20 protein-coding genes are annotated in these 24299 nt (G+C 70.0%); 10 read left to right on the forward strand and 10 right to left on the reverse strand.

The window, feature by feature from the left end:
• Nucleotides 1-133 precede the first annotated feature (133 nt).
• The 5 genes from AS25_RS06415 to AS25_RS06435 form a co-directional block, all read right to left on the reverse strand.
• Complete coding sequence (locus tag AS25_RS06415; RefSeq protein WP_052160767.1) at nt 134-991, reverse strand: inositol monophosphatase family protein; 858 nt, start codon at nt 989-991, stop codon at nt 134-136.
• Between the two features lie 8 nt (nt 992-999).
• Nucleotides 1000-3375 carry an NAD-dependent DNA ligase LigA gene (gene ligA, locus AS25_RS06420; protein WP_052160799.1) on the reverse strand — a complete coding sequence of 792 codons (2376 nt, stop codon included), beginning with the start codon at nt 3373-3375 and terminating at the stop codon, nt 1000-1002.
• Nucleotides 3376-3464: 89 nt separating this feature from the next.
• Nucleotides 3465-4541 (reverse strand): MaoC/PaaZ C-terminal domain-containing protein, encoded by a 1077-nt coding sequence (locus AS25_RS06425; protein WP_035963596.1) that lies wholly within the window; start codon nt 4539-4541, stop codon nt 3465-3467.
• Nucleotides 4542-4545: 4 nt separating this feature from the next.
• Nucleotides 4546-5928 (reverse strand): 3-oxoacyl-ACP reductase, encoded by a 1383-nt coding sequence (locus AS25_RS06430; RefSeq protein WP_035963599.1) that lies wholly within the window; start codon nt 5926-5928, stop codon nt 4546-4548.
• 50 nt (nt 5929-5978) lie between these two features.
• Nucleotides 5979-7388, reverse strand: a complete 1410-nt coding sequence (locus AS25_RS06435) for an acetyl-CoA C-acetyltransferase (protein WP_035963600.1) — start codon at nt 7386-7388, stop codon at nt 5979-5981.
• Between the two features lie 72 nt (nt 7389-7460).
• Here AS25_RS06435 and AS25_RS06440 point away from each other — a divergent pair, with 72 nt between their 5' ends.
• A complete protein-coding gene (locus tag AS25_RS06440) occupies nt 7461-8162 on the forward strand; it encodes a TetR/AcrR family transcriptional regulator (protein WP_253270496.1) in 702 nt (233 codons plus the stop codon).
• Nucleotides 8162-10276: an acyl-CoA dehydrogenase family protein gene (locus AS25_RS06445; protein ID WP_035963603.1), complete on the forward strand. Its 2115-nt coding sequence runs from the start codon at nt 8162-8164 to the stop codon at nt 10274-10276. The genes AS25_RS06440 and AS25_RS06445 overlap by 1 nt, the downstream gene beginning before the upstream one ends.
• 183 nt (nt 10277-10459) lie before the next feature.
• Here AS25_RS06445 and AS25_RS06450 read toward each other — a convergent pair whose 3' ends face one another.
• The 4 genes from AS25_RS06450 to AS25_RS06465 are packed head-to-tail and all read right to left on the reverse strand — an operon-like array spanning nt 10460 to nt 14061.
• Entirely contained in the window at nt 10460-11377 is a 918-nt protein-coding gene (locus AS25_RS06450) for a PP2C family protein-serine/threonine phosphatase (protein ID WP_035963605.1), read from the reverse strand.
• On the reverse strand, nt 11374-12534 hold the full coding sequence (locus AS25_RS06455) for an adenylate/guanylate cyclase domain-containing protein (RefSeq protein ID WP_035963607.1): 1161 nt from the start codon (nt 12532-12534) through the stop codon (nt 11374-11376). The genes AS25_RS06450 and AS25_RS06455 overlap by 4 nt, the downstream gene beginning before the upstream one ends.
• On the reverse strand, nt 12527-13138 hold the full coding sequence (locus AS25_RS06460) for a PH domain-containing protein (protein WP_035963609.1): 612 nt from the start codon (nt 13136-13138) through the stop codon (nt 12527-12529). The genes AS25_RS06455 and AS25_RS06460 overlap by 8 nt, the downstream gene beginning before the upstream one ends.
• Nucleotides 13135-14061 carry a biotin--[acetyl-CoA-carboxylase] ligase gene (locus tag AS25_RS06465; RefSeq protein WP_052160768.1) on the reverse strand — a complete coding sequence of 309 codons (927 nt, stop codon included), beginning with the start codon at nt 14059-14061 and terminating at the stop codon, nt 13135-13137. The genes AS25_RS06460 and AS25_RS06465 overlap by 4 nt, the downstream gene beginning before the upstream one ends.
• A gap of 126 nt (nt 14062-14187) precedes the next feature.
• Between AS25_RS06465 and AS25_RS06470 the strand changes: the two genes are divergently transcribed.
• The 8 genes from AS25_RS06470 to AS25_RS06505 all read left to right on the forward strand — a co-directional run bounded on the left by AS25_RS06470 (nt 14188) and on the right by AS25_RS06505 (nt 23490).
• Nucleotides 14188-14478 (forward strand): YciI family protein, encoded by a 291-nt coding sequence (locus AS25_RS06470; RefSeq protein WP_035963611.1) that lies wholly within the window; start codon nt 14188-14190, stop codon nt 14476-14478.
• Nucleotides 14479-14631: 153 nt separating this feature from the next.
• The gene (locus tag AS25_RS06475) at nt 14632-16212 is read left to right on the forward strand and encodes an acyl-CoA carboxylase subunit beta (protein ID WP_035963613.1); all 1581 of its coding nucleotides are present in this window, start codon (nt 14632-14634) and stop codon (nt 16210-16212) included.
• Nucleotides 16209-16532, forward strand: coding sequence for an acyl-CoA carboxylase epsilon subunit (locus AS25_RS14170; RefSeq protein WP_084118051.1), 324 nt, complete (start codon nt 16209-16211; stop codon nt 16530-16532). Before AS25_RS06475 ends, AS25_RS14170 begins: the two co-directional genes overlap by 4 nt.
• 77 nt (nt 16533-16609) lie before the next feature.
• On the forward strand, nt 16610-17842 hold the full coding sequence (locus AS25_RS06485) for a MauE/DoxX family redox-associated membrane protein (protein ID WP_035963615.1): 1233 nt from the start codon (nt 16610-16612) through the stop codon (nt 17840-17842).
• Between the two features lie 177 nt (nt 17843-18019).
• Nucleotides 18020-19753 carry a DUF885 domain-containing protein gene (locus AS25_RS06490; RefSeq protein ID WP_084118052.1) on the forward strand — a complete coding sequence of 578 codons (1734 nt, stop codon included), beginning with the start codon at nt 18020-18022 and terminating at the stop codon, nt 19751-19753.
• A 112-nt stretch (nt 19754-19865) separates the two neighbouring features.
• On the forward strand, nt 19866-21305 hold the full coding sequence (locus AS25_RS06495) for a dicarboxylate/amino acid:cation symporter (protein ID WP_052160769.1): 1440 nt from the start codon (nt 19866-19868) through the stop codon (nt 21303-21305).
• Nucleotides 21306-21477: 172 nt separating this feature from the next.
• Nucleotides 21478-23001: an acetaldehyde dehydrogenase ExaC gene (gene exaC, locus AS25_RS06500; protein WP_035963617.1), complete on the forward strand. Its 1524-nt coding sequence runs from the start codon at nt 21478-21480 to the stop codon at nt 22999-23001.
• 27 nt (nt 23002-23028) lie between these two features.
• Nucleotides 23029-23490: a DUF779 domain-containing protein gene (locus tag AS25_RS06505; protein ID WP_253270497.1), complete on the forward strand. Its 462-nt coding sequence runs from the start codon at nt 23029-23031 to the stop codon at nt 23488-23490.
• A 23-nt stretch (nt 23491-23513) separates the two neighbouring features.
• Here the strand turns inward: AS25_RS06505 and AS25_RS06510 are convergent, their stop codons facing one another.
• Nucleotides 23514-24206, reverse strand: coding sequence for a hypothetical protein (locus tag AS25_RS06510; RefSeq protein WP_035963618.1), 693 nt, complete (start codon nt 24204-24206; stop codon nt 23514-23516).
• Nucleotides 24207-24299 lie beyond the last annotated feature (93 nt).

Consider the following 24299-nt stretch of genomic DNA (forward strand, 5'->3'; position numbering starts at 1 on the left):
ACGTATCACGGTCACCACGGCCGATCAACTCCGGCCACGCTAGGCCACCCCCGACGAACGGGTCAACCCGACCCCGCTCAGCGGCCGGGATAACGCTGTGATTGCCGACGGATAACGGTGTGATTACCGCCACTCAGCTCCGGGCCCAAGCCGCGATCACACTGGTCACGCGGGCCTCTTCGTAGGCGTTCACGATCGCACCGTCCGGATCGTGTTCTTGGTCACTCAGCGCCGGCGGAACCGGCAGTTCCGGGCGGTTCACCACCGCTCCGGCCTCATGGGCGATTAATGCACCGGCCGCCCAGTCGTGCTCGTGCAGTCCCCGTTCGGAGTAACCGTCCAGGGTGCCGTCGGCCACCATGCAGAGATCCAGGGAGGCCGCACCCAGACGCCGCATGTCCGAGAAGTTCTCCATGGTGTCCAGGAACGAGCCGAACTGCTCACGCCGCACGGCGGCGTCGTATGAGAAACCCGTGCCGTAGAGCGCGCCCCGGCGGCCGGGGACCGGACCCGTGAGCCTCGTGTCCCGTCCGTCCCGCCTGACCCACGCACCCAGGCCCGCGACGCCGTAATAGATCCGCCCGAGAGCGGGGGCGTTCACGACCCCTACGAGCCAGTTCTCGTGCTCGTCGCACGCGGCCACGGACGTGGCGTAGTACACGATGTCCCGGATGAAGTTGGTGGTCCCGTCCAGCGGGTCCACCGACCACCGCACGGGGCTGCGGTGCTCGGGCACGTACGTTCCCGATTCCTCGCCCGTGATGGCGTCCCGGGGCCGTTCACGGCGCAGGACGGCGCTCACGGCCTCCTCCGAGGCAACGTCGAAGGACGTGACCCAGTCGCCGTCCGAGGACTTGGTCTGCGCGTGGAACTCGGCGCAGTCACGACCGCTCAGGACGTCGGCCCCGGCCTGGGCGGCGCGCAGCGCGACCTCCAACAGTTCCTGCAGCTCGTCCGACCCCGGACCCAGTCCTTCCAGTGCATCCGCCATGTCGCGTGTCACTTCCCGGCGTCGTCGTGGGATGCAACGGCATCCGGGGCGGAGGCCTCCGGGTCACCGTCCTGGGCGTCCTCGACCGGGGACTCTCCCGGTGCGGCAGCGGCGTCGTCGGCATCGTCGAACGCCGACGGGCCCTGCGCGAGCAAGCGCTCGAAACCGGCCTCGTCCAGCACGGGAACCCCCAGGGACTCCGCCTTGTCGAGCTTGGAACCCGCGTTCTCGCCGGCTACCAGGAACGCCGTCTTCCTGGACACCGACCCGGACGCCTTGCCGCCGCGTTTTAGGATGGCCTCCTTCGCGGAGTCCCGGCTGTAGGCCTCGAGCGATCCCGTGACCACCACGGTGACTCCCTCAAGTGTGCGGGGGGTGGACTCGTCCACCTCTTCCTCCATGCGCACACCCGCGGCGGCCCAGCGGTCCACGACCTCACACCGCCACGGCTCCTCGAAAAACTCGATGACGGCCTGCGCGATGATGGGGCCCACCCCGTCCGTGCCCGCGAGCGTGTCCAGGCCCGCCGAGCGGATCGCGTCCATGCTTTGCAGGGACGTGGCCAGCGAGCGCGCGGCCGTGGGACCCACGTGGCGGATGGACAGCGCCACGAGGACCCGCCACAGGTCGGTGTCCTTGGCCTGTTCCATCTGCTGGAACATGATCTCCGTGGTCTTGGAGGGCACGCTCGGCTTGTTCTTGGTGGGTTTGGTCCAGAAGTACGGGACGAGTTCGGGGGTGACCCGCTGGGTCTTCTCCCCCGTCTCCTTGTCCGTGACGGTGCGCCGGGAGTCCCGCCACACCTTGACGTCCTTGAGGTCTTCCGGCGTGAGATCGAACAGCCCGGCTTCGTTGCGCAGCGGGGGCACGGAGAACTCGGTGCCGTCCGGTGCGTCCTGGGGAACGGGTTGGGTCAGGGCCTTGGCCGCTTCCTCGCCCAGGGCCTCGATGTCGAAGGCCCCGCGACCCGCCGCGTGGTTGACGCGCTCCTTGAGCTGGGACGGACACGTCTCCGCATTGGGGCAGCGGATGTCCACGTCCCCTTCCTTGGCGGGACGCAGGGGCGTGCCGCACGACGGGCACTCGGTGGGCATCACGAATTCCCGCTCCGTGCCGTCCCGCAGTGCGACGACGGGCCCCACGATCTCCGGGATGACGTCACCGGCCTTGCGCAGCACCACGGTGTCCCCGATGAGCACGCCCTTGGCCTTGACCACGTCCTGGTTGTGCAGGGTGGCCATCTCCACGGTGGAACCCGCCACGCGCACCGGGTCCATGAGCCCGAAGGGCGTGACGCGACCGGTACGACCCACGTTGACGAGGATGTCCACGAGTTTCGTGTTGACCTCCTCCGACGGGTACTTGTACGCCACGGCCCACCGGGGCACGCGGGACGTGTATCCGAGCCGGAACTGCGTGCGGCGGTCGTCCACCTTGATCACGATGCCGTCGATCTCGTGCAGCAGGCTGTGCCGCTTCTCGCCGTACTCCGCGATGAACTCGAGCACCTCGTCCACCGAGTCCAGCACCCGGGAGTAGGGGCTCACGGGCAGTCCCCAGTCCCGCAGGACGTCGTACGCCTGCGACTGCGTCTCCAGCTCGAAACCGCGGGAGAACCCGATGCCGTGCACGAACATGGACAGCGGTCGCCGCGCGGTGACCTGCGGGTCCTTCTGGCGCAGCGAGCCCGCCGCGGCGTTGCGGGGATTCGCGAACGGCGCGCGCCCCTCCTCCACGATGGCCTCGTTGAGCGCGCGGAAATCCTTGGAGGAGATGAACACCTCGCCGCGGATCTCGACCTCCTCCGGGAAGTCCTCCCCGGTGAGCCGCTGCGGGATGGTCTTGATGGTGGCCACGTTATGGGTGATGTCCTCACCCGTGGTGCCGTCCCCGCGCGTGGCGGCCCGCACGAGCACGCCGTTGCGGTACAGCAGGTTCACGGCGAGACCGTCGATCTTGACCTCGCTCAGCCACGCCACGGTGGGGGCACCCGGCAACTGCTCGACCTGCTGCTGGGCGCGGGTCAGCCACGCGACGAGCTCGTCCGTGGAGAAGACGTCCTCGAGCGAGTACATCTTCTCGAGGTGCTTCACGGGGGTGAACGCCGCGGAGACGTCACCGCCCACCTCCTGCGTGGGCGAGTCGTTCGCCTTGAGCTCGGGGTGCAGGGCCTCGAACTCCTCGAGGGAGCGGTACAACCGGTCGTACTCGGCGTCCGAGATCACGGGCTGGTCGTGGACGTAGTACGCCGTGCGGGCTTCGCGGACGCGGTCCGCGAGTTCGGCGTACTCCTCCCGCAACGCCTCGCTGGGCTCGTCCGGGTTCAGGCTCCGGCCGGTGGCGTCCGTGGCCCGCTGCGCGTTCTTGGCGTTGACTGTGCTCACGCCCCCCATTGTGTCCCACCCCACCGACAGACACGAACACCCCCGGACCAACGGTTCCGAGGGTGTTCGTCAGGCGGATCAGCGACCGGTCACAGGGCCGTGACCGTGACCTCCGCGTGCGGGCGTTGCCGCTTGGGGTCCCACACGAGGACGCGGGAACCGCGCCAGTGGGCGCCCCGACCGTCGTCGTCCACCGAGACAGCCACCGTGGCCGGCAGCTGCACGGGGGCGGCGAAGTCCACGGACCACGCGAAGGGGACCTCCGCGGGCACGCCGGTCAGCGCGAGCGCGCGCGACGCCGTGTACATCCCGTGCGCGATCGCACCCTTCATCCCGAGCGCCTTGGCGGACGGGTCGGAGAGGTGGATGGGGTTGTAGTCGCCACTGACCGCCGCGTAGTCCCGCCCGGCCCCGGCGCCCAGGACCCACTGCGCGGTCTGCTGCGGCGGGTCGAACGGCGCGCGCTCCTCGGAGGACTCCTCGGGAACGCGCGCGCCCTGGTCCGCGATCGCGGTGTGCACGCCCTTGGCCAGGTACGTGGAGCGCCCGGCCCAGGCCACGGACCCGTCCTCGCGGGACAGTGTCACCACGGCGTCCACCGTGGTCCCGGACCGGTGGGTGCCCAGGTTCTCGGTCCACGCCGTGGCGGTGAGCCGCTCCCCCACGGCCACGTCCGTGACGTGGCGGATGGTGTTGCTCAGGTGCACCATGCCCAGCACGGGCAGCGGGAAGTCCTTGCGCGTGAGCACGGACATGGCCACGGGGAACGCGAGCGCGTGCAGCGCACCCGAGAACACCGCGGTGTGCTGCGACCCCGGGGCCACGGGATGCGTGCTCGCGTGCACCACGCGGCAGAACTTCTCGTGCCACTCGGGTTCCGCGCTGACGTCCTCCACCACGTGGGCCACACGCGGCACCTGCAGGGCAGCCCCCACGCGTTCCGTGCGGGGCTTGCGCAGCGCGCCGGGCAGCACGCGCCCCACGGGCGAGTCGCGCAGGGCCGGCAGCACCTTGTGCGTGGCCGCCGCGGCGGCGTCGGAAGCGGCCGATGACGCCGCGCGCGCCCCCGCGGACGCGTACAGCGCGGGCAGCTTCACCGAACCCGCCGGCTGGATGAGTTCGTAGTCGGAGGGAACGGTGGGCAGGACCGGGTCAGGAGTGCTCATGCGATCATGCTCCCACGAGGCTCTGGCCGCACACGCGCAACGTCTGACCGTTGATCCCGCCGGCGGCGTCCGAGAGCAGGAACGTGATGGCCTGCGCCACGTCCTCCGGGGTGCCCCCCTGCTGCAGCGAGTTCAGTCGGCGGGAGATCTGGCGGCGGGCCGCCGGGATCTTGGCCGTCATGTCCGACTCGATGAACCCGGGAGCCACGGCGTTGATGGTCCCGCCCTTCTCCGCGATCAGCGGTGCCGTGGCGGCCACCGCACCGATCACCCCGGCCTTGGAGGCGGCGTAGTTGGTCTGGCCGCGGTTACCCGCCACGCCGCTCGTGGACGCGAGGCACACGATGCGAGGCGCCGGGCCCAACTGATCGGACGCGAGCAGGGTCTCGGTGATCCGCAACTGCGACTCGATGTTGACCGCGATCACGGAGTCCCACTTGGCCTGGTCCATGTTGGCGAGCATCTTATCCCGCGTGATGCCCGCGTTGTGCACCACGAGGTCCAGCCGACCGTACCGGGACACCGCGAGGTCCAGGATCTTCTGTCCGGCCTGCGGGTCCGTGACGTCCAGCTGCAGCGCGGGCACGCGCAGTTCGTTGGCGAGCTTGCTCAGCGCGTCACCGGCGGCGGGCACGTCCACGGGGATGACCGTGGCGCCCGAGGCCGCGAGGGTGCGCGTGACCTGCGCACCGATGCCGCGCGCGGCACCCGTGACCACGGCGACCTTGCCCGCGACGGGATGCACCCAGTCCACGTCCGCGTCCCCGCGGTCGTCACCCACGGTCAGGAACTGCCCGTCCACGTACGCACTGCGGCCCGAGAGGAAGAAGCGCAGGGCGCCCGTGACGCCGGGAGCGTCCGCAGCGACGTCGTCCGCGAGCAGGATGCCGTTGGCGGTCACGCCGCCGCGCATCTCCTGGGCGATCGAGCGCAGCATGCCCACGACACCCTGGCGCGCCGCGGCCTGCGACGGGGTCAACTGCCGCGCGCCGGGCAACGTGCCCGACGCCGCTCCGGTCCCGATCCCGGGCGCCGGTCGCGACAGCGTGATAACGCGCCCGCCCGGGCGCAGCTTGCGCACGGCCGAGGCCAGCTCGAGGGCGGCGTCAGCGAGATCGGCGGGGCTCTCGACCTCCGTGTAGTCGATCACCACCGCACCCACCCGGTCCACGTCCTGTGCGTGCCGACGCACGTCCAGGTCCCATCCGAGCAGGGCCGACGCCGCGACGTCGCCCGCCGCACCCCGGCCGAGCACGAGCACCGAACCGCTCGGGAAGTCCCCGTCCGCGGTGAATCGGCGCAGCGTGACCGGGCGCGGGAGGCCCAGTTTGCCCGCGAGCTGCTTGCCCAGCCCCGAATTGACCATGTCCAGATATGTGTCCGTCACTTGTGTCCTCTCCCAGAAATCGTGGTGTCTCGCCGTGGCCGTGGGCTCGCTCAGACCGAGCGCAGCAGCATGGCCACGCCCTGACCACCGGCGGCGCACACCGAGATCAGCGCGGTCTGCGGCTTGCCCGTCTCCTTGGCACGCGCGGCCAGTTCCTTGGCGGTGGAGGCCACGATGCGACCACCCGTGGCGGCGAAGGGGTGCCCCGTGGCGAGCGAGGAACCGTTGACGTTGAGCTTGGCGCGGTCCACCGAACCCAAGGGTGCGTCCAGGCCCAGGCGGTCCTTGCAGAACTCCGGGGACTCCCACGCGGCGAGGATCGACAGCACGGTGGAGGCGAACGCCTCGTGGATCTCCACGAGGTCCAGGTCCTGCAGCGTGAGGTCGTGGCGGGCCAGCAGACGCGGCACGGCGTAGGCCGGGGCCATGAGCAGGCCCTCGTTGCCGGTCACGAAGTCCACCGCGGCGGCCTCGCTGTCCACGACCTCGGCGAGCGGGGTCAGGTGGTGCTCACCGGCCCACTCCTCGGACGTGATGAGCACCGCGGAGGCACCGTCCGTGAGCGGCGTGGAGTTGCCCGCCGTCATGGTGGCTTCACTGGAGAGCTTCTTACCGAACACCGGGTTCAGCCCACCCAGCTTCTCCACGGTGGAGTCCGGGCGCATGTTGTTGTCCTTGGTCAGGCCGTTGAAAGGGGTCACGAGGTCGTCGAAGAAGCCCCGCTCGTACGCGGCGGCCAGGTGCTGGTGGGAGGCCGCGGCCAACTCGTCCTGGGCCTCGCGTGTGATGCCCCACTTCTGGGTGGTCAGCGCCTGGTGCTCACCCATGCTCAGCCCCGTGCGGGGCTCACCGGACGAGGGCACCGACGGCGCGAGGTCGCCCGGGCGCAGGTCCTTGAACGCCTTGAGCTTCTGGGCAGTGGTCTTGGCGCGCTGCAGCTTGAGCAGGGCGCGGCGCAGCCCCTCGCTCACGGCGATGGGGGCGTCCGAGGACGAGTCCACGCCACCGGCGATCCCGGCCTGGATCTGGCCCAGCCGGATCTTGTTGGCGATCGAGCTCACGGTCTCCATGCCCGTGGCGCACGCCATCTGGACGTCGTAGGCGGGGGTCGCGGGGTCCAGCGCGGAACCCAGCACGGACTCGCGCGTGAGGTTGAAGTCCCGGGAGTGCTTGATCACGGCACCGGCCGCCACGGCGCCCAGGCGCTCGCCCGCGATCCCGGTCCGGGCCACGAGCCCGTCGATCGCGGCGGTCAGCATGTCCTGGTTGGACGCGTTCGCGTACGGCCCACCCGCGCGGGAGAAGGGGATGCGGTTGCCCGCCACGACGACGGCGCGGGCCCCCTTGGCGCCGCCCTGCGGCGCGGAGGAGGTAGCCGGGGCCGCAGCCCGCTTGGCGGCTCCGGAACCGGTTCCGGTGGCCGGGGTGGACTGCGCCGTGTTCTGCGTGTTCTCGCTCATGCGTGGTTCCTTTCGGGGGATTTATGCGATCTGGATCACTCGGGACCCAGAATAGCTGATACTCTCGGTATCGTGAAACAGGTCACCCACCCCGTGGACGGCAGGAGTTCGCGCTGGCAGCGGCACCGGGCCGTGCGGCGCATCGAACTGATCACGGCCGCGCGCGACGCCGTGGCCGCGAACGGTGCTGCGCTGTCCATGGAGGAGATCGCCACGGCGTGCGGGACGTCCAAGTCCGTCTTCTACCGTTACTTCAAGGACAAGGCGGGCGTACAGGCCGCGGTGGGCGAGTACTTCGTGACCCGGATGCGGCGACGCATGGTGGCCGCGGCCAGTGAAGCGGACACGTTCGCCGCCATGATCCACGCCCTCGTCTCCGAATACCTCAAGTCCGTGGCGGCCTCCGGTGAGGTCTACCGCTTCGTGGTGACCGCGCCCAAGGAACGGGGTTCCACGATCGAACGCTTCGTGGATTCCGTGCGGGACCTGCTCATGGAGCAACACGTGCGCCACCACGGCAGCCGGGCCATGCCCGTGGGGGTCCTGAAGTGCTGGGCCGCCTCCACCGTGGGCATGGTCCGCGGTGCGGGTGAGGCCTGGCTAGAGCTCGGCGACGACCCCGCGAAACCGGATCGCCACACCATGAGTCGGATCATCACCACGTGGGCCGTGGAGGGCCTGCGCCCCGTGACCGGCAGCGAATCCGCACCACCAACTTCCCCCACCAGGACGACGGGTGAACCACCCGTCCCAGAGAACCGTCAGGAGTCATGATGTCCATCACCTCGGTCAGCGGAACAGTTCCGAACACCGACCGCATCGAAGACCTGCCCGAGGACGGTGCCACCACCCCGTCCGGGATCGACACCGCCGAGCTCGGCGCCATCTTGCTGGGCCGCTGGCCCGAAGCACGCAAGGCGGCACGCGAGCGGGCCAAAGATCCCCGCTTCCATTCCCAGTACAACCAGTCGTTCCAGCAGCAGCGTGAGACCACGTTCCAGCAACTGCAGCTGTTGCGGGACGCCGGGCCCGCCAAGATGGGCGTGCCCGACTACGTGGGCGGCACCCTGAACCCGGGCGCGAACCTCTCCGCGTTCGAAGAACTCGTCCTCGCGGACCCGTCCCTGCAGATCAAGTCCGGCGTGCAGTGGGGTCTGTTCGGCTCCGCGGTGCTCAACCTGGGCACCAAGGAGCACCACCTCACGTGGCTGCCGGGCATCCTGGACCTGGAGATCCCCGGGGTCTTCGCGATGACCGAGATCGGCCACGGCTCGGACGTCTCCTCGATCGGCACCACCGCCACCTACCTCCCGGAGACGGACGAGTTCGAGATCCACACCCCGTTCAAGGCGGCGTGGAAGGACTACCTCGGTAACGCCGCGGTGCACGGCAAGGCCGCCGCGGTGTTCGCCCAGTTGATCGTCAAGGGCGTCAACCACGGGGTGCACTGTCTCTACGTGCCCCTGCGTGACGACGACGGCAACTTCCTGCCCGGCGTGGGCGGCGAGGACGACGGCCGCAAGGGCGGGCTCAACGGCATCGACAACGGCCGGTTGCACTTCGACCACGTCCGCGTGCCGCGCTTCAACCTGCTGGACCGCTACGGAGCGGTGGACGAGAACGGTGAGTACTCCTCCCCCATCCCGTCCCCGGGTCGGCGCTTCTTCACGATGATCGGCACGCTCGTTCAGGGCCGCGTGTCCCTGGACGGCGCGGCGGTGATCGCCAACCAGGCCGCCCTGAGCATCGCGGTGCGCTACGCGGAACAACGCCGCCAGTTCACCACGGACTCGGACATCCGCGAGCAGACCCTGCTGGACTACCAGCGCCACCAGCGCCGGTTGATCCCCCGCATCGCCGAGACGTACGCCATGACGTTCGCGCACCAGCAGTTGCTCGACAAGTTCCACGAGGTCTTCTCGGGCGAGGACGACTCGGACGGCAACCGTCAGGAGCTCGAGACCCTGGCGGCCGCGTTCAAGTCCCTGTCCACGTGGAGCGCGCTCGACACCCTGCAGGAAGCGCGCGAGGCGTGCGGCGGCGCCGGCTTCATGGCCAAGAACCGGCTCGTGGAACTGCGCGCGGACCTGGACGTCTACGTCACGTTCGAGGGCGACAACACCGTGTTGCTCCAGCTCGTGGCCAAGCGGCTGCTCAACGACTACTCGGCGGAGTTCAAGAACGCGGACATCGGGGTGATGGCCCGCTACGTCGCGGACCGCGCCACGGAGGCCGGGTTCAACCGTTCCGGGCTGCGCAAGCTCACACAGGCGTTCTCCGACTCCGGTGACGCCCGCAAGTCCGTCAACGCCCTGCGCGATCCCGATGCCCAGCGCGCGCTGCTCACCGACCGTGTGCAGACCATGGTCGGGGACGTTGCGGACGAGCTGCGCGCCGTCGCCCGCAAGTCCCGCACCGAGCAGGCGGAGGCGTTCAACCGCAACCAGCACAAGCTGATCGAGGCCGCGCGCTCGCACGGGCGACTGCTGCAGTGGGAGGCGTTCACCGCGGGTCTCGAGAAGGTCCAGGACCCGGACACCAAGCGCGTGCTCACGTGGTTGCGCGACCTGTTCGGGCTGTCCCTGATCGAGGCGGACCTGCACTGGTACCTGGCCTACGGCCGGCTGTCCATGCGCCGTGGCCGAGCCCTCGAGGAGTACGTCAACCGCCTGATCGCTCGCCTGCGGCCCTACTCGCTGCAGCTCGTGGACTCGTTCGGGCTCTCGCCGGAACTGCTGCGCGCGGAGATCGGCGGCACGGTCGAGGCCGAGCGCCAGGCGGAGGCCGAGGAGTACTACCGTCACCTGCGCGCGAGCGGTGACGCCCCCGTCAAGGAGGCCAAGCCGGCCAAGGACCCGGGCGCCCAGACGCGCGGCCACCACGCCTGACCCGGCAGGCTCACGCGGGCGTTCCGCGTCCGCGTGAGCCGCGCCCCGGCCGTTTCATTGCGAACGAAACGCTCGGGTTGAGGTGCACACGCAACGGGCCCCGAGCGACGTCGTCCATTACGACGCCGCTCGGGGCCCGTTCCCGTGCTCAGACACCGGCCGCGCGGTGCCCGGGACGTCGACTCAGCGGATCCTGGGGATGGACGTGGTGTTGGCGTGGGGGTCGTCCGCACGCAGCACGTCCGCGACCACGAGCGTGACGTTGTCCCGGCCACCGGTGCGCAGCGCGGCCTGGACCAGGACGTCCGCGGCCTCCTTGGGGTGCGGGACCGAGTGCAGGACGCGGGCGATGTGCGCGGGCGAGAGCTCACCCGTGAGACCGTCCGAGCACATGAGCAACCGCTGCCCGGGCACCGCAGGCACCACGATCACGTCCGGTTCCCAGATCTGGCCCGTGCCGAGCGCGCGCGTGATCACGTTGCGCCGCGGGTGCACGAGTGCCTGGGCCGGGGTGAGCTGGCCGATCGACACGAGGTACTGCACCTCGGAGTGGTCCACGGTCAGCTGGGTCACGCCCACGGGACCGGTCTCGGCCGTGGGCGGTTCCCCCACGGGCGGGCCCACGAGCTGGTAGGTGCGCGAATCCCCCACGTTGAACACGAGCCACAGCCAGGTACCGGCGATCTCCACGAGCCACGCGCCCGTGACCGTGGTCCCGGCGCGTGTGCCGCACTGGGCCTGGATGGCCTGGTCCGCTTCCCACAGCACCGAGCGCACCCGGTGCACGGCCTCCAACGCCTCGTTGGGCACGTCCGGGTCGAGCTTGAGCTGACGGTCGATCGTCGCGCGGAACCGGGCGACATCCGATCCGGGTGCCGGTTCCACGATCGCGTAGTCGCGGAAATCGTCGAGCGAGAACAGGTCCGAGCCACCCAGCGTGGACACGCACAGCGCACTGGCCACCTCACCGGCCTCGTGACCGCCCATCCCGTCCGCGACGGCGCACATGGTGTCCGTGACGATCAGGGCGTCCTCGTTCGTCTCACGACGCAGTCCCCGATCGGTGACACCGCCCGATCGGATGGTCAGGGGAACGGTCATTCGACCTCGTCTTCCAGAAGGGGCCCGAGGCCCTGGGTGATCGACACGGGGCGCACGTCCCCGAAGCCGCGCACGTTGCGGGTGGGTTGCGGGGTCAGCACGAACCGGTCATCGCCGCAGAGCACGCGCGCGGTGGAGGCGTCCACCATGACACCCCCGGGCTCCGTGAGGGCCACGAGCCGGGATGCGAGGTTCACGGTGGGCCCGTAGAGATCGCCCAGTCGCGGCAGCACGCGCCCCCACACGAACGCGACGCGCGCTTGCGGCAGCAGCGGGTCGTTCTTGATGACGCGGGCGAGTGCGAGCGAGATCTGGGCACCGCCCTCGGGGGTCTCGGACAGGAACATCACTTCGTCGCCGATGGTCTTGATCACGCGGCCACCGCCGATCGAGATCACCTCCGCGCACCGCTTCTCGAAGCGCTGCACGAGGTTGGCCAGGGTGCGCTCGTTCATCTGCCGGGACAGGGACGTGTAGGACACGAGGTCCGCGAATCCCACACCGCGCGCGAGCGGCAGGGACGAGGAGCCCACGTCCGGGCCCGCCATCCCCAGGCTCACCGTGGACCCGTCCGCGCGTTCCCCGCGCATGGCCAGGCGTTGCACGGCCGCGGAGAGCTGACGGCGCCACGCGTAGTCGAGCAGGTTCTCGAGCGGTTCGAGCATCTCCGGGAGCATGCGCAGCAGTTCGCGCCGCGCCTGGGCGTCCGTCATGTCCCGGTGGGCCACCATGTCCTCGACGAGCGCCTCGATCTGCCACACGACCATGCGGTCGGTCAGCTGCGCCACGGAGCGGGCCAGGGACAGGGCGGCTTCCTCGCTGAGCTTCTCCTCCTGCACGAGGTTGGAGACCACCCGCAGGGCGCGGACGTCCTCGCCCGTGAAGTAGACGTCGTCGTCGCTGAGGTTCGGGAAGCCCAGGGCACGCCAGATCTTCCGGGCGGACGCCGTGGACAGCCCCGCCTCGCGCGCTGCCTCCCGGCGCCGCAGGTGACGCTGCGAGCCCAACAACAGGGAGTCGAGGTGGCGCACCGCCGCCTTGGACTCCTCCGACCCGTACAGGTTCGACTGCACGGGATTGTGCAGGTTCAGGTTGAGCTGTTCGGTCTGGGGCCCGGTGACGTATCCGTCCGTGTGCTCCGAGGGGTCGTCAGCCACGCGGTCCTCCTTGCTGGGCGATGTGGGTTCCGGGATACCCCGGTCCGGCCGTGTTGCCTCCACCACTGTAGTTGCCCGCGTCCGCCGCGGACTCGCGCACCAGCGCGGCGAAGCGGGCCGGTTGCGGGCAGCTCGCGAGTTTGAGCCCGCCCAGGCCCCCGAAGTCCGCGAGCACGGTGCCGCGGTCCAGGCCCTCGCGGGCCTCGCCGGGCCGGGTGGCCCCGCGCGTGACGCGCACCGAGCGCAGTTCGTTCAGGGGCAGGAACACCGCGCCGTCGCGTGCCGGGGGTCCCACGAGGGCCAGCCGCGCGGTGGTCAGCACGAAGCGCGTGCGCAGCCAGCGCCACGCGGGTGAGAGCACGAACCGCCATGCGAGCAGCAATGCCGCGATGAGCAGCAGCCACCCCACGAACGCGTGCAGCGTGGTCCATGGGGTGTCGGTGGGCCGCCACGTGAGGTCCAGGACGCGGCGCAGGGCAGAGTAGCCGAACACGATCGCCCACGCGGCGAGCGCCGGGGTCACAAGCTTCAAGGGGTGGGCGCGGGTGGCCACGACCGTGTCCTCCCCCGGTGCCAGCTCCAGGGCGCGGCGCGAGCGTGTCATCGGGGTCCCCCGTTCTCGTGTCCGGCGCCCTCCGGGGCGCGGGGGCCCGGTCGCACGTGGACGACGTCGCCCGCGCCGTACTCGTGCTCGCGGCCCTCGTCGTCGCGCACGCGCAGCTGACCGGACGCTCCCAGCCCCACGGCGGTGGCGGGCAATGGTGCGTTGCGCCCGGGCAGGTGCACGAGCACGCGACGCCCCAGGGTGTTGAGCGTGGACTCGAGCTCCCGTCGCAGCTCACCGTCCGGCCCGAGTTGCGCGGCGGGGACCGCGCTCGCGCGGTCGAGGGCGCGGGAGAAGTGGGCGAGCACCCCGGTGAGCACCGCGCTGCGGGTGGGGACAGCGGCGTCGTCCCCGGTCTCGAGGCGCAGGGACGTGGCGCCGGGGACCGGGAGGTGGCGCTGCTGGACGTTGATGCCCGCCCCGAGCACCACGGTGGGTCCCTGTTGCGCGGCACCCGGGGCCGGGGATACGAGGGAGGCGAGGATGCCGCACACCTTGCGCTCGCGGATCAGGACGTCGTTGGGCCACTTCACGACCGCGGGGGCGCCGGTCAGCTCGCGCACGGTGGCCGTGACGCTGTGCGCGAGCATCAGCGTGAGCCACGGCAGGAGGTCCTGCGGCCATGCGCGACCCGAATGGTCACGCGGTGTGAGGGCCACCGAGAACGTCACGGCGGTGCCCGCGGGGGTGAACCAGCTGCGGTCCAGGCGTCCCTTGCCGCTGCTCTGGAAGCCCGCGACGACCGCTCGTAGCGGTGCCCCGGCATCGTCGTGTGTCGTGCCCCACGAGAGCTGTTCGACGAGCCACTCGTTGGTGGACGGAACGCTGTCCAGGATCGTGAGGCGGCACCCGTGGCCGCGCAGCGCCCCGTCCAGCTCCGCAGCGCGGTAGTCCGCGGCGGGCCGGTCCTCGGTGGCTTCCATGGGTGCTCCTCACATGACTGTGCCGACGACGCATGTCGACGACGGGGCGGTACGGCAAGTTTATGTCTAGCGCCGTGAGCCGGGCATATGCTGGGACGAGCCAGCGCCACCACGAGAGGACCCGGTATGAGCGTCTACGCCCTGAACTACGTCTACGGCGGCCCGCAGGACGTCCTGACCGAGCACCGCCCCGCCCACCGCGCGTTCCTGCGCGAACTGCACGAGCGCGGCGTGGTCCTGGTCTCGGGTCCCTTGGAGGGCGACGGCGCTCTGATCGTCCTCCGCGCGGACGGCGCCGAGGAGATCGAACGGATCATCGCCCAGGACCCCCTGGTGATCCACGGCGCGGTCACTGAACACACGATCCGGGAATGGACCGTGACGATCGGCTCGGTGGGGTCCGAACCCACCGCCTGAGGGACCCGGGGCGCTCGCGCCCCTCGAAAGAGCACCGGCCTGCGTTGTGGGACTTCTACAAAGGCGCGTGTGGGCCCTGCAATTACACTGGGGTGCGTTCCCGGGGCCCGCGGTACGCCCACTCCAGTACCGATCACGACGACGCGAGGTGTTATGAGCCACGACCTGTCCACCACAGCAGGCAAGATCGCCGACTTCCGGCAGCGCCGCGAGGACGCCGCCGCACCGTCCGGACAGGCAGCCGTGGACAAGCAGCACTCGCGCGGGAAGAACACCGCACGGGAACGCATCGAGATGTTGTTGGACCCCGACTCGTTCGTGGAGTTCGACGCCCTGGCCGTGCACCACAGCACCATGTTCGGCACGGAGAAGAAGAAGCCGCTGGGGGATGGCGTGGTGAGCGGTTTCGGCACCGTGGACGGTCGCCTCGTGGCCGTCTACTCCCAGGACTTCGGCGTGTTCGGGGGCTCGCTGTCCCAGGTCAACGGCGAGAAGATCGTCAAGGTCCAGAAGTTCGCGCTGCGCAACGGCTGCCCCGTGATCGGGATCAACGACGGCGGTGGCGCACGCATCCAGGAGGGCGTGGCCTCCCTGGCGATGTTCGCGGACATCTTCCGCATGAACGTGCGCTCCTCCGGTGTGGTCCCCCAGATCTCGCTCATCATGGGCCCGTGTGCCGGTGGCGCCGCCTATTCCCCCGCCCTGACCGACTTCGTGGTCATGGTGGACAAGACCTCCCACATGTTCATCACGGGCCCGGACGTCATCAAGACCGTCACCGGTGAGACCGTGGACATGGAGACCCTGGGCGGGGCCCGCTCCCACAACGAGCGCACGGGCACCGCCGCCTACCTGGCCTCGGACGAGCAGGACGCGTTCGACTTCGTCCACGAGCTGCTCGAGTACCTGCCCGGCAACAACCTGCAGGACAGCCCGGTGCTCGACCACGACCAGGTCGACGAGGTCACGGACGAGGACCTCGCCCTGGACACCCTGATCCCTGACTCCGCGAACCAGCCCTACGACATGCGCACCGTGATCGAGACGGTCGTGGACGACGGGCACTTCATGCAGATCCAGGAGCTCTACGCCCCCAACGTGATGGTGGGCTACGCCCGCGTGGAGGGGCACACCGTGGGGATCGTGGCGAACCAGCCCATGCAGTTCGCGGGCACCCTGGACATCGCCGCCTCCGAGAAGGCCGCGCGGTTCGTGCGTCACTGCGACGCGTTCAACATCCCGATCCTCACGTTCGTGGACGTCCCCGGGTTCCTGCCCGGGACGGACCAGGAGTTCAACGGCATCATCCGTCGCGGGGCCAAGCTGCTCTACGCGTACGCGGAGGCCACGGTCCCCCTGGTCACGCTCATCACCCGCAAGGCCTACGGCGGCGCGTACATCGTGATGGGTTCCAAGAAGCTCGGGGCGGACATCAACCTCGCGTGGCCCACCGCCCAGATCGGTGTCATGGGCTCCCAGGGTGCCGTGGAGATCCTCTACCGCCGGGACCTCAAGGCCGCCGCGGAGACCGGGGAGGACCAACAGCTGCGCGCCGAACTCGCGCAGAAATTCGAGGAGGACCTGCTCAACCCCTACCAGGCCGCCGAACTGGGGTACGTGGACGCGGTGATCTGCCCGTCCGAGACCCGCGAGCAGATCATCCGGGCCCTGCGCGGCCTGGCCGACAAGCGCGCCTCCACCCCCGCCAAGAAGCACGGGAACATCCCGCTGTGAGCTCGACCGAGAACGGTTCGCCGGCGTCGCGCCCGGCCGGGGACGCCTCCCGTCCCGCTCATGATCCCGGGACCGCTGCGGTCGCGGCGCTACCCGAGACCGCGAGCCACCAGGACGCCCTGTTCACGGTGACCCACGGCAATCCGACCCCGGAGGAACTGGCCGCGCTCACCGTGGTGTTCGCCGCGCAGGCCGCGGCGCAGGACGCCCAGCCCTCCCGCGCGCCCAAGCAGCCCCGGTCCCAGACGCGCCGATTGCGCCTGGGTCTGCGGTTGCGCCCGGGGCGCGGCGCGTGGCGGCGCACCCTCCCGGACCGCTGAGCCCGGACCGGTCCCCCGGGCTTCCTTCCAGGTGTCCGCACATGTGATGAGGATGCATCGAAATGGATAATGTTGCCGTGGCTGTCGTCTCCTCGTCCTCCCTGGGTTCGCTCGCCCTCGTGCTGCTGATCAGCGGGGTGGCCAAACTTGTCTCCCCCGGCACCGGACCGTCCCCGTTCACCTCGTTGCCCGCGCCCTTCGCGGCGCGCTGGCTGCAGGGTGCCCTGCCGTGGCTCGAACTCGTCCTGGCGCTTGCGCTCGTCCTCGCCTCCGGAGTGGTGCTGTGGGCGGCCGCCTCCGCCGCGGTGGTGCTGTTCACGGTCTTCACGGCCGCGGTGTTCCGTGGCGCCCGGCAACCGGATCCCGCGTCGTGCGGTTGCTTCGGTTCCCTGTCCCGCGCCCCGATGTCCCGGCGGACCGTGGTGCGCAACCTCGCGTTCACGCTCGTGGCTGTCCTGGCGCTGTTGCTGGTCACCGTGGGCGGATACGACGGGCCGGTTCTGGACGTCCCGTGGTGGGTCGTCGTGGCGGTCGCCATCCCGGCGTTCCTCGCGCTCGTGGCCCTGTGGAGCGAACGCCCGGACGCACCCCGCGTCGTTGATCCGTACTCCCTCGCCGGGATCCCTCCGCTACCGGGCTCCGAGTACGACGACGCCGCGGCGTCGCCCGCGCCCGTCCTGACCGCGAGCGCGGCGCTCCACTCGGCCACTGTCACCCGGGAGGCCGGGGAGCACCCCGCCACCACTTCGTCGGCGCCCGGAGCGGCGTCCCGTGCCGGTGTGGCGCTCGGCTCGGACGTGACGATCGCGGACCGTGCAGTTCCCGCCGAGGGCGCGGCCCCCGGCGCCCTCGGGACTGCCCGATCGGCAAGTGCACCCCCGGCCCCCGAGGAATCCGACGAGTACGTGCGCCTGCCCATCCCCTACGCGGGGCTCACCGATGCCGACGGCACCGCGGTGACCCTGCGCGGCCTGGCCGCCACCGCCGCACGCGCCCTGGTCCACGTGAGCCCCGGGTGCGGGGCGTGCACCCCCGTGCTCGACCACCTGAACGGGATGCCCGATCACCTGGGACCGGTGGCGGTGCACGCCGTGGTGGCCCGGGAGGAGGATCGGGGTCTGCTTCCGTCGGCTCTACGAACGGCGTGCCTCATGGACACCGACGACGCGGTGAGCGCGGTGTTCGAGCACCCCGGTGATCCGTGGGTCGTGGTGCTCGGGGCGGACGGGCTACTCGCCGGCGGCCCGGTCGCAGGCACGGACGCGGTCCTGGAACTGCTCACCGAACTCGAGGAGCGCTTCGCGGGCTGACGCGCCGTCGCCCGGCCCACGGCGCCGACCACCTGGACGCGCGGGACGCCGCCCACCGCGTCATCGCTGCTCTCCCCCTCCACCTCGCGCGGGAGCGGTCGCGCCGAGCGCCCGGGCGTGTCGGACTCGCCAGGGTTCTTGCCACCGGCCCGAGTGTGACTAGGGTGACACTCTGTGATGCACATCAACTCCACCCCGCAGAGCCGCGAACCCCTGGCACCCCTGGGCACCGCGCACCGCTCCGCGACCGCCGTGGACACCCTCGCAGAAACCTATTTCGACCGTTGCATGGCCCTGGATCCCAGTGCCGCCACGTTCAACGGCATCCCCGGTCACGAGACCGAGTACCCGGATTACGGCCCCGCCGGCCGGGCGGCCGCCGCGGAGCTCGCCCGCACCACGCTCGAGCTCGTGGAGCAAGCGGAGCCGCGGGACGACGTCGACCGCGTGACGCTGCACGCGCTGCGCGACGAACTGCGCCTGCAGCTGGACCGCCACGAGGCGAACCTGGACGTGTCCGTGGTCAGCAACATCGCGTCCCCGGTGCAGGAGATCCGGCAGATCCTGGACGCCATGCCGCGGGACACCGAGCAGGACTGGAAGCACATCGCGGGCCGGATGGCCAACATCCCTGCAGCCCTGGAGCAGTACCTCGAGGGCTTGCGCGAGGCCGTGGAACTGGACCGCCCGCCGTCGGCCCCGCAGATCGTGGAGGCCTCCCAACAGGCCGAGCAGTACGCCTCGGACGAGGGCTCCTTCGCGGTGCTCGCGAACGACCCCGCCGCGCCGGAGGGTGTGCGCGAGGAACTGCGCCGCGCCGCGGACGCCGCGCGCGAGGCGTACCGCGGCGTCGCCCGGGCACTGCGCGAGGAGTTCGCCCCCGGGGCGCGGGCATCGGACGCGTGCGGGATCGAGGACTACCGGTTGCACCTCGCCTCGTTCCTGGGCGCCCGGCTGGACCCGCGCGAGGTCTACGACTGGGCGGTGCAGCAACTGCTCGAACTGGACGCCGAACAGCGCCGGATCGCGGAGCAGATCCAGCCGGGCGCGAGCATCCCCGAGGCCATGGCCGCGCTCACCGCGGACCCCGCACGGCAACTGCACTCCCCCGAGGAGCTGCAGGCCTGGATGCAGCGGCTGTCGGACACCGCGCTGGACACCCTCGCGGACACCCACTTCGAGATCACCGAACCCATGCGCGAACTCGAGTGCCGGATCGCCCCCACGCACGACGGCGTCATCTACTACACGCCCCCGAGCGGCGACTTCACCCGGCCCGGGCGTATGTGGTGGTCCGTCCCCGAGAACGTCTCCCAGCACGCCACGTGGGAGGAGACCACCACGGTCTACCACGAGGGAGTTCCCGGACATCACCTGCAGATCGCCACGGCCCTGGCGAACGCGGGTGAGCTCAACCGCTGGCGCCGCATGGGCATCTGGGTGTCCGGTCACGGCGAAGGCTGGGCGTTGTACGCCGAGCGGCTCATGGCCGAGCTGGGCTTCCTGGACGACCCCGGGGACCGGATGGGCATGCTCGACTCGCAGCGCCTGCGTACGGTGCGCGTGATCTTCGACGTGGGGTTCCACTGCGGCTTCGAGATCCCGGAGGTGCTCGGGGACCTGCTGGGCGGTGCGCGCGCCGGTGAGACCTGGACGCCCGAGGACGGTTGGGCGTTCCTGCGCCACAACGTGGTGATGGCCGATTCGGTGCTGCGCTTCGAGTGGTTGCGCTACATGGGATGGCCGGGTCAGGCACCGTCCTACCGGATCGGTCAGCAGATGTGGCTCGACGCCCGGCAGCAGGCCATGGCGCGTGAGGGAGCGGACTTCGATCTCAAGCGGTTCCACGCCCGCGCACTGCGCCTGGGCTCCGTGGGATTGGACACACTCTCCTACGCCTTGGCCCTGTAGGCGGCGGATTCTCAGGGGTTCCTCAGGGTGCGGGATTTTATTCCCGTGTCGCGCTGTCATATTTCGTCATGTGACCCGTGCGGTTTAGGATGCCCGGACCTATCCTGGGCCCATGAATTCCGCAGAAAGTACCCGCCGTCTCCCGCGGTGGATGACGTCGTTCGGGTGGCAGATCCTGATCGCCCTGGTCCTGGGCGTTCTCCTCGGATCGCTGGCCGCTGCCATGGGTGGCGACCCCGAGGAGAACCCCAACTGGCTCATGACCACGTTGGACACGATCGGCACGAGCTACGTCACCATCCTCAAGGCCGCCGTGGTCCCGCTCGTGGTCACGGCCGTGATCTCCTCCATCGCGAACCTGCGTGACGTCTCCAACGCCGCGCGCCTCGCGTGGAAGACCCTGTTGTGGTTCGCCATCACCGCGTTGATCGCGGTGGTGATCGGCATGCTGCTCGGTGTCATCGCGCAGCCCGGTGTGGGCACCGGCCAGGAACAGCCCGGCACGTACTCCGGCAGCGAGGGCTCGTGGCTCGGGTTCCTCAAGGGCCTGATCCCCGTGAACTTCCTGGGTCTGGAGACCAGCTCCAAGGTCGTGGACCCGGAGACCGTGACCACCGCCGTGAACTTCAACATCCTGCAGATCCTGGTGGTCTCGCTCGTGATCGGCATCGCCGCGCTGAAGGTCGGCAAGGCCGCCGAGCCGTTCCTGACCTTCATGCAGTCCGCGCTGGCCATCATGCAGAAGGTCGTGTGGTGGATCATCCGCCTCGCTCCCCTGGGCACCCTGGGGCTCATCGGCCGTGCCGTGTTCGAGTACGGCTGGACCTCCATGGGTTCACTCGTGAAGTTCGTCATCACGGTCTACGTGGGCCTGCTGCTCGTGGCCTTCGTGGTCTACCCCCTGTTGATCAAGCTCAACGGCCTGTCCGTCAAGCAGTTCTTCTCGGGCGTGTGGCCCGCCATGCAGTTGGGCTTCGTCTCCCGCTCGTCGCTGGGCACCATGCCCATGACGCAGCGCGTGAGCGAGCGCAACCTGGGTGTCCCCGGGCACTACGCGTCCTTCGCGATCCCACTGGGTGCGACCACCAAGATGGACGGTTGCGCCGCGATCTACCCGGCGATCGCCGCGATCTTCGTCGCGCAGTTCTACGGCGTGCCCCTGACCCCCATGCACTTCGTGCTGATCGCGCTGGTCTCCGTCCTGGGTTCCGCCGCGACCGCCGGCACCACCGGCGCCACGGTCATGCTGACCCTGACGCTGTCCACGCTGGGCCTGCCGCTCGACGGCGTGGGCCTGCTGCTCGCCGTGGACCCGATCCTGGACATGGGCCGCACCGCCCTGAACGTCACGGGTCAGGCCCTCGTGGCCACGATCGTCTCCAAGCGCGAAGGCATCCTGGACACCCGGCTCTACGACGCCCCGCGTTCGGGTGAGCCGTTCAAGGACGACGACGCCGACGCTGCCCTCACGCAGCAACCCGTCCACTCCGGTGAGCAGGGTTCGCACGCGTACGCTCCCGCCGCGCCGTCGGACGGTCAACGCACCGAGTAGGGCACTCGCCCGTCGGCACTTTCTGTGAACGGGGCGGTCCGGGTTCTCCCGGGCCGCCCCGTTGCGTGTGCACATTGTGTGCGTATGAGGGGGCATACGGGTGCCTGTCGGGATGTCGGAGGGCCTGGCTATAGTGTGGTGCACCTCACTTTCGGACAACAGGATGGTCGCCATGAGCGTGTACACCCAGCCCGGCACGGACGGATCCGTCGTCAGCTTCAAATCCCGTTACGAACACTTCATCGGCGGCGCGTGGGTGCCCCCGGTCAAGGGGCAGTACTTCGAGGACGTCACCCCCGTCACGGGCAAGGCGTTCACCGAGGTCGGCCGGGGAACGGCCGAGGACATCGAGGCCGCGCTCGACGCCGCGTGGGCCGCAGCGCCGTCGTGGAACGCCTCCACACCCGCGCAGCGAGCGCTCATGCTCAACCGGATCGCGGACCGCATGGAGGAGAACCTCGAGCTGATCGCGGTCGCGGAGACCTGGGACAACGGCAAGCCCGTGCGCGAGACGCTCAACGCGGACATCCCCCTGGCCATCGACCACTTCCGCTACTTCGCCGGTGCGATCCGCGCGCAGGAAGGGCGGCTGTCCCAGCTGGACGAGGACACCGTGGCGTACCACTTCCTCGAGCCCCTGGGCGTGGTGGGCCAGATCATCCCGTGGAACTTCCCGATCCTCATGGCCGTGTGGAAGCTCGCCCCGGCGCTCGCCGCCGGCAACTGCGTGGTGCTCAAGCCCGCCGAGCAGACCCCGGCGTCCATCCTGGTGCTCATGGAGCTGATCCAGGACCTGATCCCGGACGGCGTGGTCAACATCGTCAACGGCTTCGGCGTGGAGTGCGGCAAGCCGCTGGCGTCCAACAAGCGCATCCGCAAGATCGCGTTCACGGGTGAGACCACCACTGGGCGGCTCATCATGCAGTACGCCTCCGAGAACATCATCCCCGTGACCCTGGAACTGGGCGGGAAGTCCCCCAACATCTTCTTCGAGGACGTGGCCCGCGAACGGGACGCGTTCTACGACAAGGCGCTCGAGGGCTTCGCGTTCTTCGCCCTGAACCAGGGCGAGGTCTGCACGTGCCCGTCCCGCGCGCTGATCCAGAAATCCATGTACGACCAGTTCCTCGCGGACGGGGTCGAGCGCGTCTCCCGGATCACCGCCGGCAACCCGCTCGACACCGACACCATGATCGGCGCGCAGGCCTCCACCGACCAGCTCGAGAAGATCCTCTCCTACCTGGACATCGGCAAGAAGGAGGGCGCCAAGGTGCTCATCGGCGGTGAGCGCGCCGAGCTGGACGGCGACCTCGCGGGCGGCTACTACGTGCAGCCCACCGTGTTCGAGGGCAGCAACTCCATGCGCATCTTCCAGGAGGAGATCTTCGGCCCAGTCCTGTCCGTCGCGAGCTTCCAGGACTACGACGACGCCATCTCGATCGCCAACGACACCCTCTACGGTCTGGGTGCGGGCGTGTGGTCCCGAGACGGCAACACCGCGTACCGCGCGGGCCGGGCCATCCAGTCCGGGCGCGTGTGGGTGAACCAGTACCACAACTACCCCGCGCACTCCGCGTTCGGCGGCTACAAGTCCTCGGGCATCGGCAGGGAGAACCACCTCATGATGCTCGACCACTACCAGCAGACGAAGAACATGCTCGTGAGCTACACCGAGAACGCGCAGGGCTTCTTCTAGACCCTGACCGGAAGGCGAGGAACCGTCATGAGCACCCCTTCATCACCGGAGGATCCGTCCCCGGCCAACACCGCGGACGCCGAACACCCCGTGGTGCTCGAGGCCACCGCTGCGGTACCCGGTGAGACCACCTCACGGGTCGGTTTCACCGGACCCGCGGTGGCCCTGTTGCAGGAACTGTGGGAGCAGCACGGACCGCTGATGTTCCACCAGTCCGGGGGTTGCTGTGACGGTTCCTCGCCCATGTGCTTCCCCGCCGGTGAGTTCCGCACGGGCGCGGCCGACGTTTTGCTGGGGACCGCCCGGTTGCCGTCCGCGTCCGGCGGGGAGCTGGGAGATCTCGAGTTCTGGATCTCCGCCGAGCAGTTCGAGTACTGGCGGCACACGCGGTTGGTGATCGACGCCGTTCCCGGCCGCGGAGGGGGCTTCTCCCTCGAGGCCCCCACGGGCCGGCGCTTCCTCACCCGCAGTGAACTGTGTGGGATCTAGGAAGCGTCGTCATCAGGCCCGCGTCACTCGTGAACGGCGGTGCTCCGCGCCTCGGATCCCGGGTGCGGACCCGCCGTTCGCGCGCGGTCATCCAGCCGGCGGAGGGCGGCGCGCCACATGAGCCAGCGGCTCACGAGCTGCAGGAGTAGCCCCGCGGCGAAGGTCACGGCCACGAACGGGCGGTCGATGTCGAGCGGCAGGACCACGGCCGCCATGCATAACGTACCGAGCACGATGAACGCGGCACGAGCGATGCAGCGGCACTCGGTGCGCCAATAACCACGGGGCAGCCGCACGGCCCGTCGGCATGCGGCGAGCGTCGCGACCCAGCCCGTTCCCAGCAGCACGGACAGTTGCGGGTACGTGAGTCCGGCGTCGCCCGGCAGGGCGATCACCGCGCCTCGAGCCACCACCTGGTTGGCAAGGAGCAGGGCCAGGGTCACGGCCAGGGCGTCCAGCAGTATCGACGTCAGGGGACGGGACAGCCGTCGTGAAGGCCGCGCCGGTGGTGTTCCGGTCGCGTTCGCGAGGCCGATGCCGTTCGAGAGCCACGGCCCGTTCGCCAGCCCTGCCCCGATGGACGGCCCGTTCGCCAGCCCGGTCCCGAGGGACAGCGCGGCCCCGTTCGAAATGAGGGATTCTGCAGTGGGTCGGGACCCGGTGATGCGGGGGACGTCCCGTGGGATGCGCGGACCACGACGCACGATCTCGACCATCCGGGCCACCTCCCTCTCCACACACGGGGCCGACGTAACAGGGTACATGCAGATGCCTGAGGTTGCCCCTATTTGTACGATCGCCGCCCTCCC

Origin of the sequence: Kocuria marina (assembly GCF_000786655.1) — a bacterium.
Taxonomy (GTDB): Bacteria; Actinomycetota; Actinomycetes; order Actinomycetales; family Micrococcaceae; genus Kocuria; species Kocuria marina_A.

Bases quoted from the DNA above. Each gene is read 5' to 3' on its own strand.
- AS25_RS06415 (WP_052160767.1), bottom strand. From the start codon at position 991: ATGGCGGATGCACTGGAAGGACTGGGTCCGGGGTCGGACGAGCTGCAG.
- AS25_RS06425 (WP_035963596.1), bottom strand. From the start codon at position 4,541: ATGAGCACTCCTGACCCGGTCCTGCCCACCGTTCCCTCCGACTACGAA.
- AS25_RS06435 (WP_035963600.1), bottom strand. From the start codon at position 7,388: ATGAGCGAGAACACGCAGAACACGGCGCAGTCCACCCCGGCCACCGGA.
- AS25_RS06445 (WP_035963603.1), top strand. From the start codon at position 8,162: ATGTCCATCACCTCGGTCAGCGGAACAGTTCCGAACACCGACCGCATC.
- AS25_RS06450 (WP_035963605.1), bottom strand. From the start codon at position 11,377: ATGACCGTTCCCCTGACCATCCGATCGGGCGGTGTCACCGATCGGGGA.
- AS25_RS06460 (WP_035963609.1), bottom strand. From the start codon at position 13,138: ATGACACGCTCGCGCCGCGCCCTGGAGCTGGCACCGGGGGAGGACACG.
- AS25_RS06465 (WP_052160768.1), bottom strand. From the start codon at position 14,061: ATGGAAGCCACCGAGGACCGGCCCGCCGCGGACTACCGCGCTGCGGAG.
- AS25_RS06470 (WP_035963611.1), top strand. From the start codon at position 14,188: ATGAGCGTCTACGCCCTGAACTACGTCTACGGCGGCCCGCAGGACGTC.
- AS25_RS06475 (WP_035963613.1), top strand. From the start codon at position 14,632: ATGAGCCACGACCTGTCCACCACAGCAGGCAAGATCGCCGACTTCCGG.
- AS25_RS06490 (WP_084118052.1), top strand. From the start codon at position 18,020: ATGCACATCAACTCCACCCCGCAGAGCCGCGAACCCCTGGCACCCCTG.
- AS25_RS06495 (WP_052160769.1), top strand. From the start codon at position 19,866: ATGAATTCCGCAGAAAGTACCCGCCGTCTCCCGCGGTGGATGACGTCG.
- exaC (WP_035963617.1), top strand. From the start codon at position 21,478: ATGAGCGTGTACACCCAGCCCGGCACGGACGGATCCGTCGTCAGCTTC.
- AS25_RS06505 (WP_253270497.1), top strand. From the start codon at position 23,029: ATGAGCACCCCTTCATCACCGGAGGATCCGTCCCCGGCCAACACCGCG.
- AS25_RS06510 (WP_035963618.1), bottom strand. From the start codon at position 24,206: ATGGTCGAGATCGTGCGTCGTGGTCCGCGCATCCCACGGGACGTCCCC.